Here is a 10,830-nt window from a genome sequence, read left to right as displayed (position 1 = left end):
CCAAACTCTTGAATCCACTCAGATTATCATAGAAATGAAAAGATAACTCCCTTTTTGCCTATGGTAGCCTTTTCACACCGCGTGCCATTATCAAGCCCCAATCTCCCGGAGAAATCATGACCACCGACCTAAAAATCAGAAATCTCGGCCCGGAAGATATTCAAACCGCCATCGACTTGGCAGCGAATGAAGGATGGAACCCTGGGCTCGAAGATGCGGCCGCATTTCTAGAAGCGGATCAAACTGGTTTTTTTGCCGGCGAGGCAGACGGACAACTGGTCACCGTTATCTCAGCTGTGCGCTACGGTCATGACTTCGGCTTTATCGGGCTGTTTATCACAAAACCGGAACATCGGGCCAAAGGCTATGGGCAGCTCATCTGGGACCATGCCATGAGTTACCTCGACGGCCGGACCTTGGGGCTCGATGCCGTCAAGGAACAGACCCCACGATACGCCAAACATGGGTTCAAACCCGTCTACCGGAATGTCCGGTATGTCGGCACGTCAACTTGTGGCACGCCTATGGACCCTCGGCTCACTCCGCTGGATCAGGATTTGTTTCCGTCTCTCCAGGAGTATGACCGGCGTTTCTTCCCGGCAGAACGAAGCGATTTTCTCAAACTGTGGACCTCACCAACGGCAGAAACCCGCAACGGCTTTGCTTTTGTTGAAGATGGAGAGGTGCAAGGTTACGGCGTCCTGCGTCAATGCGGAGATGGATACAAAATCGGCCCGCTCTTTGCCGACACCCCGGAGATCGCAGAAACCCTTTTCAAGGCCTTTGCAGGCAAGGTGAAAGGACAGACCGTCATTTTGGACACACCTGAACCAAACGCCGCAGCGCTGCTGCTCGTCGAAAAATACGAGATGTCGCCGGAGTTTGAGACTTTCCGCATGTACAAGGGCCCTGCCCCTGATCTTCCACTCGATCAGATGTTTGGCATCACAACATTTGAACTCGGCTAACGGGCTGTTCTAATTACTCGCGGTTTTATAAGCGAGCATGGCTCCAGCCAGATCTTCGAGCGCAGCACCGACGGATTTGAAAAGTGTGACCGCGTCATCTGTTTGCCGGCCCGGATATGTTCCCCGGCAAAGATCATAAAGGTCTGCCCGAATGTCTTCAGGTGTGATCAGCCCAGCCTTCAGCGGCTGGACGATGTCGCCCCCCTCCACCAGGCAGCCATCGCGGGTGTCGACAAATAGATCGGCGCGTTTGATGAGATCATCATCGCTTTCGCGCATTGACGGCTTGAAGGCTCCGACCAAATCGACATGTGCGCCAGGTTTGACCTTGGCTCCCTTTACCAGTGGGTCGTTCGACAAGGTGGCAGCACTAATGATATCGGCCTCTCCCAAAGCCGCTTCCAGCTCCTCAGCAACTGCCACATTGATGGAATAAGTGGCACTGATTTGCCGAGCAAAGTCAGCCGCTTTATGTTGAGATCTTCCCCAAATTGTAACTTTGGAGATCGGCCGGACAGCCATATGCGCGCCAACCAAATTGGGCGCCAACCGGCCAGTGCCGACAATAAGCAGGTGACCCGCGTCTTCGCGTGCCAGGTACCGCGCGGCCAAAGCCGATGCGGCCGCTGTCCTGCGCGCTGTGAGTTCACCCCCGTCAATCAAGGCCAGCATTTCACCGGTTTTGGCAGAACAAAGCAGATATTGGGCCGAGACAGCTGGCAGGCCGCGATCTGAGTTGCCCGGTACGACATTTGCGACCTTTACACCACTGTATTCGCCGGGGACCCAGGCCGGCATCAACAGCATGGTCGCATCCGGTTCACCTTGCATCTCGATGTCATGGTGATGACGGGTCGGCATCACGCAACCGGTGCGGAAAATCTCGTCCAAACTGTCGATTAACTCAGGAAATGGCAGGGCCTGACGGGTTTGGTCTTCGGACAAAAGCAGCATGGTTTACCGGTACATGTGAAAAAGATCGCGCCACCAAATCATATTTGTTCCGCCAGACCAAGCACCAGAACGGAATAAACACACATTACCGGAATCAGGTTCAGGACAGATCAAAGATCATCATGATGTAGGCGGCAAACAAAGCCAAATGAACCGCGCCTTGAAGGTAATTTGTGGTTCGGCTGCCGAAGGTCAACAGGCTGACAAACAAGGTCAGCATCAGCAAGATGATGTCCGCAGTTTCCAGGCCCAGCTCGATCCGTAGGCCGGTGACCCAGCCCACGATCAGCACTGCAGGCACCGTCAGGCCTATAGTCGCAACAGCTGAGCCGAGACAGATATTGACCGCCCGCTGCAGTTTGTTGTCCCGCGCGGCCTGAACTGCACTCATCCCCTCCGGCATCAAAACAAGCGCCGCTACAATGAACCCGCTAAACGCAATCGGCGCTCCGACCGCTTCAATGCCAAACTCGACATAAAGTGCCAGGCTTTTGGAGAGCAAAATGATTGGCACCAGCGCGCCCATAAGCCCCACGACATGGAACGGCACTGTCCGAACAACGACATCATGATGGCCATCATCATGGCCGCCTGCATCGGGCTGCTGAAAGATATCGCTGTGGGTGACCGTCTGGATCGCCAGGAACACGCCATAGAGCAATACAGACATGACGATCTCAAAACCTGCCTGGACGCTCGACAGTTCACCGCCCGGCGCGGAATGCGTGATGCGCGGCAAAACAAGCGCGAACACCGCCAAAGGCAACAGGACTGACAAAAAGGCGTTGGCCCCTTGCAGATTGTAAGTTTGGTTCCTGTGCCGGAGCCCGCCCAGCAGGAGACACAAGCCGACAAGCCCGTTCAAAACGATCATGATGACGGAAAACATGGTATCCCGCGCCATGGTGGGGACCGCATCGCCGGACAACATAATCGCAACGATCAGGGCAACTTCGATGCCGATTACGGCGAGTGTCAGGATCAAAGTGCCATAGGGTTCACCAAAAAGCGTTGCCAAACACTCTGCATGCCGGACAACAGAGAACGCGCACCACATTACCACGGCAAAAATCAGCGCCAGCAGAATCAGACTGCCCGCCGTTCCAACCGTATCCGGTTTCACCGCATCGCCTGCAACTTTAAATCCGGCAAATACAAGAAATGCTACGATGCTGGGAAGTTCAGATCTTAGAATAGACAAACGGTCGCCCTCGGCCATAGTCATGGTAATATTGACTATAGGCGTGAACTTCGACGGGACCAACAAACAAAAAAAGCCGGCACAAAGCGCCGGCTTCTCAAAAACAGTGTCCAGAAACTTAGATCGCGAGATACTCCTGGCGAAGTTCAGCGTTGTCGAGAACTTCCTGGGCTGTGCCGTCAAACACCACCTCACCCATATCCAAGATCACAGCACGATCTGCCAGGTGAAGCGCAGCGATGGCGTTTTGCTCCACGATGATCGTGGTCATGCCAAGCTCTTTGACGCCTTCCAAGATCCGCTCGATTTCCTGAACGATCACTGGAGCCAGACCTTCATAAGGCTCATCCAGCAGCAGCAGCTTGATGTCGCGGGCCAGGATCCGGGCAACGGCGAGCATCTGCTGCTCGCCGCCGGACATGGTCACCGCTTCCTGCATCCGACGTTCGGCAAGACGTGGGAAATGCTCATAAATCCGCTCAATCGACCAGCCCTTCGGCTCGGCAATTTGCGACAGCTCAAGGTTTTCCTCAACCGTCAAACCCGGAATAATCCGCCGGTCTTCAGGGACAAGACCAACGCCGACCCGAGCCGCTTGATAACTCTGCATATCGTGCAGCGGCTGGTGATCCAGCCAAATCTCGCCACGTGTCAGCTGCGGATCATCCATCCTTGCGATTGCGCGCAATGTCGACGTCTTGCCGGCGCCGTTCCGGCCCAACAGGGCCAGGATTTCACCTTCACGAACATCGAAATTCACACCCTGAACGATGTAACTTTCGCCGTAGTAAGCATGCAAATCCCAAGCGGAGAAAAAGGCAGGTGCACCACCCTTTGCCGTCACCGGTTTCATACCCGGCGCGGATTTGCCCTCAAACTGGTTTTCCAGAATAGTCGTCACAGGTGCGCTCCTCCGAGATAGGCTTCCTGTACGCGCGGATCGCCTTTGATGTCTTCCGGTTTGCCTTCGGCGATGATCGCGCCCTGAGCCAACACAGAGACCTTATCGGCCAGCGAGAACACAACGTGCATGTCGTGCTCGATGACCACCTTGGTAATGCCGCGATCGCCGATCCGTTTCAGAAGATCGATGGTGTTGTTGGTATCTGCACGGGACATGCCCGCAGTCGGCTCATCCAGGAGCAGAAGTTTCGGATCCTGAGACAGACACATCGCCAGCTCCAAGCGCCGTTTATCACCGCGTGACAACGAACCAGCAACAATGTCTTTTTTCTCTGCCAGACCAACGTCTTCCAGCATGTGCATGGCCTTGTCGATGATCTCCGCATCCTGGTCCAGGCGTTTGAATGCCTGAAGTGCGAAGACGCCATCGCGTTTGGCCATGCTCGGGATCATGACATTTTCCAAAAGCGACAAATCCGTGAAGATTTCCGGTGTCTGGAACACGCGGGACACGCCGACCTGGTTGATTTCATAAGGCTTCATGCCGGTGAGCGAGATGTCGCCAAACATCACGGTGCCGGTATCTGGCGCCAACCGGCCGATCATGCAGTTCAGGAACGTCGACTTGCCGGCCCCATTTGGCCCGATGATTGCGTGAACAATTCCCTCTTCCACCGAAAAGTTCACTTCATTAAGGGCTCTCAGTCCGCCGAACGACTTGTTCACGCCCTCTACTTTAAGGATATCCATCTATGTTTTCCTTACTCTGCAGGGGCCGTGGTCGCACCACGGGTGTCTGTGTCAGACTTTGACGTTATGCGCTTAAACAAACGTCCGATCCGTGCGAACCCTTCCATCAAGCCTCCTGGCAGGAAGATCACGATCAACATGAACAGAACACCCAGGGTCAGGTGCCAGCCTTCGCCGACAAACAGACCAGAGATGGCCACGACAGGCGTTTCCAGGAAATCCGGCAAGAAACCAAAGATTTCATGCAAGGTCTGATCATTGAATGCCGAGAAGATATTCTCGAAGTATTTGATCAAGGCCGCGCCGAAAATCGGTCCGAGCAACGTGCCAGCACCGCCGAGAATGGTCATCAGAACCACCTCACCCGACGCCGTCCACTGCATGCGCTCAGCACCGGCCAGCGGATCCGTGATACACATCAACGCGCCGGCAAGACCGGCATACATGCCGGAGATGACAAACGCGGCCAACGTATAAGGACGCGGATTGAGCCCTGTGTATGTCATCCGGTTCTGGTTGGTCTTCACTGCGCGCAGCATGATACCGAACGGCGAGCGGAAGATCCGCTGGGCAACAAAGAAGCCGATCAGCATCACAACGGCGCAGAAATAGAAGCCAGAATAGCCCGTCATTTCGATGCCAAAGAGATTGGAAATCAGCGGACCGTCGGCAGCCCCGCCGCCGTCAAAAATCCGAGGATCGCTTTCCAGAACGCGCAGGCCGGTTTCACCGTTGGTGATCGGCGTCAGCACAGAATACGCCAGATTGTAGGACATCTGTGCAAAGGCGAGCGTCAAGATGGAGAAGTAGATGCCCGACCGGCGCAGCGAAATGTAGCCGATTGCCAAGGCAAACAAGCCGGTTGTCAGCACCGCCAGGATCGCGGCCGGGATCGGGTTCATACCCAGAAGCTTGAACGACCAAACCGCAGTATAGGAGCCGACGCCTAAGAATGCCGCGTGACCAAAGGACAGGTAACCTGTCAGGCCGAACAGCAAGTTGAAGCCAGTGGCAAAGAGACCAAAGATTGCGAACTTCTGCAAGAGATCCGGATAACCAGCCCCGATCGGGGTCAGCCAAATCGGCATTGTCAGAACGGCGCCTGCAAAGACCAGAAAGTAGATCAGATCAAGCGAAGGAGATGAGTTTTTGACCATGTTCTTAGTTCTCCATGACGCCTTTGCGGCCCATCAGCCCGCGCGGACGCACGAGTAGGATGACCACGGCAACAAGATAGATGATGATCTGGTCGATGCCCGGCAGGATTGCCTTGACCTCGTTCATGGAGGCAAATGACTGTAGAATTCCAAGCAGGAAACCGGCTGAGACAGCGCCTGGCAGCGAGCCCATTCCGCCCACAACAACCACAACGAACGACAGAACGAGGAAGTCCATGCCCATGTGGTAATCAGGTGGCAGGATCGGTGTGTACATGACCCCGGCAAGTCCCGCGACGACGGCAGCGATTGCAAAAACAATCGTAAAACGGCGCTGGATATTGATGCCGAGAAGACCAACTGTGTCGCGGTCCGCCATGCCGGCCCTGACCACCATACCAAAGGTGGTGAATTGTAGGAAAGCAAAGACAGCGGCAATCACGGCAGCGGCAAAGCCGAGATAGACCATACGCCAGTAAGGGTAAACGATGACCCCAGGATCAAATCCGAAAATAGCGCCGATATCCGCAGCGCCGCGAACAGCCTCTGGTGCTGTTTGCGGGATCGGATTTGCGCCATACATAGACTTGATGATTTCCTGAATTACGATCGCAAGACCGAATGTCACGAGGATCTGGTCAGCGTGCGCCCGATTGTAGAAGTGTTTGATCAGTCCACGTTCCATGATGAAGCCGATCAGCAGCATCACCGGAATAGCGACAAGGATGGAGACAGGAACCGAGTAGTTGAGGATCCAGGCGCCAAAATCGCCGAGATAAGCCTCCACATAAGGAACCCGGACCTCCAGAGGTGTTCCCCAGGCTGTTGTTTTGGTTGGGTCCAAGGTCACCAATTCAACACTCAACAGTCTGTTGAAGGTCACCGCGCAGAAAGCACCAAGCATGAACAACGCGCCATGAGCGAAGTTCACGACACCGAGGGTACCGAAAATAAGGGTCAATCCAAGGGCGATCAGCGCATAGGCTCCGCCTTTGTCCAGCCCGTTAAGCAGTTGAAGTAGAATCACATCCATGATTTTGCCGCTCGTTCCAAAGCCATAGGCTCATTTCAGAAAACAGCCGCCGGAGATACACCTCCGGCGGCTGCTTTAGTTCGGGCGATTAAGCGCCGTTGTTGCAAGTGCCGAGTTCACCAGCGACATCTGCCATGTCCGGTGCGTACTCAACCTGTGCACGCGGGGTCACTTCAACCACTTCGAGAAGGTCGAACTGCGAGCTTGGGTTTTCTTTACCCTTCACGACCAGAACGTCCTTGAAGCACTGGTGGTCAGCACCGCGGTAGAGGGTCGGACCATTGCCGAGGCCGTCGAACTCGAAGTCCTCAAGAGCAGCAGCAACTGCGCAAGGCTCAAACGTACCAGCGCGCTGAGCAGCATCTGCATAAAGCAGAGTCTGACAGTAGGTGGTGTGAGCTGCCTGGCTCGGCGGGAAGCCGTATTCCTGACCGAAGGACTTGACGAATGCCTTGGAGCCTTCGTCCTGCAGTGACCAGTTCCAGTTGGTGGAACCGAAGATGCCCTTGATGTTTTCACCAGCACCCTGCGCCATCAGACGCGAGAACAGCGGCACAACGATCTGGAAATCTTTGCCGTTGACCTGCTTGTCGCGCAGACCGAACTGAACTGCCTGTGTCAGGGAGTTCACCATGTCTTTGCCGTAGTGGTTCAGAACCAGAACGTCAGCACCGGAGTTCAGAACCGGAGTGATGTACTGGGAGAAGTCACCAGCGCCGAGCGGCGTGCGGACAGCAGCTGCGGTTTCCCAACCGATGGCTTCGGTGTACTTCTTGATCGACCCTTCCTGAGACCAGCCCCAGGTGTAGTCAGCGGTCAGGTGATACGCTTTCCGGTCAGAGCCGAATGCGTTCTTAAGCACCGGACCAAGAGCAGCACCGGTCATTTCCGTGTTGAAGAAGTGACGGAAACCGTTAGCCCGGCGGTCTTTGCCGGTGGTGTCGTTGGAGTGCGTCAGGCCAGCCATGAAGATGACGCCAGCTTCCTGACACAGAGACTGCACCGCGATCGCCACACCAGAAGACGAACCGCCGGTGATCATCACCGCCCCGTCTTTTTCGATCATGCGCTTAGCGGATGCACGGGCCGCATCGGACTTGGTCTGCGTGTCACCGGTTACATAGGCAACCTTTTTCCCATTTACGCCCTCACCGCCCAGCACTTTGGACGAGAAAGTGTTCAGCATACCGCCGTCGCCTTCACCGTTCAGGTGCTTAACAGCAAGCTGATAGGCGCGCAGTTCATCAGCGCCCTCATCGGCATAAGCGCCGGTCTGCGGGACGTTGAAACCCAGGATAACTTCAGCGCCCTTCGGCTCATTCAAGTATCCAGCTGACCATGCTTTGCTGGTAAAGATAGTCGGTGTTGCAAGAGCAGCCCCGCCCATCGCGCCAGCGCGCAAGATTGAACGGCGATTAAGGGGTTTGCGAATTAAGCTCATTCTTTCCTCCCGAAAGGCATGACATGCTCCCTTTGAGCATGCCTGCAATAGCTGTACAGCGGCCAGCAGGTTCGACCTGTTCCCCGTCCGGTAATCCGGATCCTCTGAGTCAAAACTGCGAGCTGCGCCGACTGTAAAAAAGTTGAGAACTGGACAGCAATACGACTATCGGATCGCCCTATTACGAGGACGCATAATACTTTCGAAGTAACACCGGCTAAATACTGCTTATGAGAGAGCATTCATGATGCAGCGCAAACATTCAACGCGCGACCAATACAGCCATCCGGCTTCACAACACGCTGCACCGCACTATAACGTTTACGTAAACCTCTACAATCAGCCTGTTTGGGACCTATTAGACAAAAGTTATATGAGAATCTGGTATCAGAGCATCGGTTCAACCGTTGGACAGTCTCCGAATCTGCCCATAAAAACAGCATTTGTTTATTTCCTGCCCAATTAGCCAAGCCTATGAGTGTAAAATGACTATCGTTAAAACCATTGATGAACTGGAAAATCATTATGGAGTTCCGGGCGAAGCGTCTCTGATCAAGGTCACAGACCGACTCACACCTGCCTACCGGGACATTGTCGAAAAATCGTGTTTTTGCACCCTGACAACAGCTGGTCCTGAAGGGCTCGATTGTTCCCCGCGCGGCGATGCCGGACCTGTCGTACGTATAAAAGATCCACGTACCCTGCAGATGCCCGACCGGCGCGGCAACAACCGCATCGATTCCCTGCGCAATATCATTCGCGATTCCCGTGTGTCGCTGATGTTCATGATCCCCGGCTGGGACAATGTTCTCAGGATCAATGGACAAGCGGTCATTTCAGTTGACCCGGCTTTGCTGGCCTCCTTTGAAAAGGAAGGCGAACACCCACGATCGGTCATCGAAATAACGACTAACGAAGTCTATTTCCAATGCGCCCGCGCCATCATGCGGGCCGATCTCTGGAACCCCGACAAACAGGTCACCAAAAACGATGTGCCACCACCGGGCCAGATCATTCAGGAAATTAGGGATAGTTTCGACGGCAAGACCTATGATTCAGAATGGCTGGACCGGGCGAAGGGAACCATGTGGTGACGAAGACAAAGCTCTCACGGCGGCAGTTTTTGAAGCGAAGCGGTGCAACTGCCACATTGATGACGGCAGCAGTTTCTGGAGGTGGTTCGCTTATGCCAGCACGGGCTTCAATCCATGGATTACCGGATGGCTTTTATGTGCCGGCCGAAGAAGAGCAGCATGAGCGCACCTTCATGCAGTGGCCAGTCAATAGCACAGTGCATCCGGACCGTTGGTTCCTTGCAGACCTGCAACAAACGATCGCCGATATCGCCAACACAATCGCCGAATTTGAGCCGGTCGTGATGCTCATGAGCAAAGAGTACTTGCCGACCGCTCGCCGCCATCTTTCTGATCAGGTCGAAGTCTGGGACATTCCGACAGACGATTTGTGGTGCCGGGATGCCGGTCCGCTGTTTGTCATCAACGATAACGGCGGTCTTGCCATCTCCGGCATTCAGTTTAACGGCTGGGGCGGCAAACAGGTTCACGGCAACGATGGCAAGATTGCTGCGCGTGTCGCGGACCGGCTCGGCCTGGAGATCTATCCCAGCGGCCTTTTTGGCGAACCTGGCGGTGTGGAATGGGATGGCGGCGGCACTTTGCTCACCCATGAAAGCTGCTGGGTGAATGACAACAGGAACGCGCTTTCCAAAGCTGAAATCGAAAACAGATTGCTGTCCGCCTACGGCGCAGAAAAAATGATCTGGGCGCCAGGCGTCCCCGGATACGACATCACGGACGATCACATCGATGCTTTGGCTCGGTTCGTCCGGCCGGGTGAAGTCATCATCCAAGTCCCTTATCCTGAAGAAGATGATTTCTTTTCCGTCTCCGCCAGAAAAACACTATCCATCTTGAGGTCAGCAACAGATGCCCGTGGCCGCCCCATAAAAATCACCGAAATACCCTCACCTGACCGCACCCGTGTGACTTCAGAAGATTTCGTTGCCTCCTACGTCAATTATTATGTTTGTAATGGCGCCGTCATCTGCGCCCAGTTTGGTGACCCGGAGACGGATCAGGAAGCTATTACAACGCTAAAGGCGTTGCATCCGGGCCGCGAAGTCATCACCTTGAATGTCGACCCTCTTGGAGAAACAGGCGGCGGCATTCATTGCGCCACCCAGCAGCAACCGAAAACAGTATGAAACTGTAACGCGTGAATGCACATCCAGGTCATTGCTCCCTTCCTGGAAGCTGAATCCCTGTCCCAAGTTAGGGGTCATAACATCATATGAATGATGTGTAGTCCGCCGCTGCTCTGCCCCAAATTGATCGAGGTCCGGCGTCCTACCGGCTTTAAGTGAAATTCAGCAGCATTGCTGGGTCCAACTTTATCGGATAAAA

Annotated in this window: 10 protein-coding genes; 3 read left to right on the top strand and 7 right to left on the bottom strand. The window is 54.6% G+C overall.

All coding sequences use genetic code 11. The features are described from left to right. The first annotated feature begins 116 nt into the window (after window positions 1–116). A complete protein-coding gene (locus ACOOFE_RS11505; protein WP_420415039.1) occupies window positions 117–968 on the top strand; it encodes a GNAT family N-acetyltransferase in 852 nt (283 codons plus the stop codon). A gap of 9 nt (window positions 969–977) precedes the next feature. Here the strand turns inward: ACOOFE_RS11505 and ACOOFE_RS11500 are convergent, their stop codons facing one another. The 7 genes from ACOOFE_RS11500 to ACOOFE_RS11470 all read right to left on the bottom strand — a co-directional run bounded on the left by ACOOFE_RS11500 (window position 978) and on the right by ACOOFE_RS11470 (window position 8,407). Beyond that, complete coding sequence (locus ACOOFE_RS11500) at window positions 978–1,922, bottom strand: ornithine cyclodeaminase family protein (RefSeq protein ID WP_420415038.1); 945 nt, start codon at window positions 1,920–1,922, stop codon at window positions 978–980. 100 nt (window positions 1,923–2,022) lie between these two features. Beyond that, window positions 2,023–3,147, bottom strand: a complete 1,125-nt coding sequence (locus ACOOFE_RS11495; RefSeq protein WP_420415037.1) for a calcium:proton antiporter — start codon at window positions 3,145–3,147, stop codon at window positions 2,023–2,025. Window positions 3,148–3,241: 94 nt separating this feature from the next. After that, window positions 3,242–3,976: an ABC transporter ATP-binding protein gene (locus tag ACOOFE_RS11490; protein WP_141188779.1), complete on the bottom strand. Its 735-nt coding sequence runs from the start codon at window positions 3,974–3,976 to the stop codon at window positions 3,242–3,244. 44 nt (window positions 3,977–4,020) lie between these two features. Continuing rightward, window positions 4,021–4,776, bottom strand: a complete 756-nt coding sequence (locus tag ACOOFE_RS11485; RefSeq protein WP_141186569.1) for an ABC transporter ATP-binding protein — start codon at window positions 4,774–4,776, stop codon at window positions 4,021–4,023. A gap of 11 nt (window positions 4,777–4,787) precedes the next feature. Then, window positions 4,788–5,933 carry a branched-chain amino acid ABC transporter permease gene (locus ACOOFE_RS11480; protein ID WP_420415036.1) on the bottom strand — a complete coding sequence of 382 codons (1,146 nt, stop codon included), beginning with the start codon at window positions 5,931–5,933 and terminating at the stop codon, window positions 4,788–4,790. Window positions 5,934–5,937: 4 nt separating this feature from the next. Beyond that, complete coding sequence (locus tag ACOOFE_RS11475) at window positions 5,938–6,966, bottom strand: branched-chain amino acid ABC transporter permease (protein WP_141186567.1); 1,029 nt, start codon at window positions 6,964–6,966, stop codon at window positions 5,938–5,940. 88 nt (window positions 6,967–7,054) lie between these two features. After that, window positions 7,055–8,407, bottom strand: a complete 1,353-nt coding sequence (locus ACOOFE_RS11470; RefSeq protein ID WP_420415035.1) for a substrate-binding protein — start codon at window positions 8,405–8,407, stop codon at window positions 7,055–7,057. Between the two features lie 485 nt (window positions 8,408–8,892). Here ACOOFE_RS11470 and ACOOFE_RS11465 point away from each other — a divergent pair, with 485 nt between their 5' ends. Then, window positions 8,893–9,501, top strand: coding sequence for a pyridoxamine 5'-phosphate oxidase family protein (locus tag ACOOFE_RS11465; protein WP_420415034.1), 609 nt, complete (start codon window positions 8,893–8,895; stop codon window positions 9,499–9,501). Next, the gene (locus ACOOFE_RS11460; RefSeq protein ID WP_420415033.1) at window positions 9,498–10,631 is read left to right on the top strand and encodes an agmatine deiminase family protein; all 1,134 of its coding nucleotides are present in this window, start codon (window positions 9,498–9,500) and stop codon (window positions 10,629–10,631) included. The genes ACOOFE_RS11465 and ACOOFE_RS11460 overlap by 4 nt, the downstream gene beginning before the upstream one ends. The last annotated feature ends 199 nt before the right edge of the window (window positions 10,632–10,830 follow it).

Origin of the sequence: Roseibium sp., assembly GCF_965216085.1 — a bacterium.
Taxonomy (GTDB): Bacteria; Pseudomonadota; Alphaproteobacteria; order Rhizobiales; family Stappiaceae; genus Roseibium.
This window is presented reverse-complemented; position numbering and strand designations above follow the sequence as displayed.

Excerpts from the sequence above, each read along its gene's own strand:
- ACOOFE_RS11505 (WP_420415039.1), top strand. The coding sequence starts at position 117 with ATGACCACCGACCTAAAAATCAGAAATCTCGGCCCGGAAGATATTCAA.
- ACOOFE_RS11500 (WP_420415038.1), bottom strand. The coding sequence starts at position 1,922 with ATGCTGCTTTTGTCCGAAGACCAAACCCGTCAGGCCCTGCCATTTCCT.
- ACOOFE_RS11495 (WP_420415037.1), bottom strand. The coding sequence starts at position 3,147 with ATGACTATGGCCGAGGGCGACCGTTTGTCTATTCTAAGATCTGAACTT.
- ACOOFE_RS11490 (WP_141188779.1), bottom strand. The coding sequence starts at position 3,976 with ATGAAACCGGTGACGGCAAAGGGTGGTGCACCTGCCTTTTTCTCCGCT.
- ACOOFE_RS11485 (WP_141186569.1), bottom strand. The coding sequence starts at position 4,776 with ATGGATATCCTTAAAGTAGAGGGCGTGAACAAGTCGTTCGGCGGACTG.
- ACOOFE_RS11480 (WP_420415036.1), bottom strand. The coding sequence starts at position 5,933 with ATGGTCAAAAACTCATCTCCTTCGCTTGATCTGATCTACTTTCTGGTC.
- ACOOFE_RS11475 (WP_141186567.1), bottom strand. The coding sequence starts at position 6,966 with ATGGATGTGATTCTACTTCAACTGCTTAACGGGCTGGACAAAGGCGGA.
- ACOOFE_RS11470 (WP_420415035.1), bottom strand. The coding sequence starts at position 8,407 with ATGAGCTTAATTCGCAAACCCCTTAATCGCCGTTCAATCTTGCGCGCT.
- ACOOFE_RS11465 (WP_420415034.1), top strand. The coding sequence starts at position 8,893 with ATGACTATCGTTAAAACCATTGATGAACTGGAAAATCATTATGGAGTT.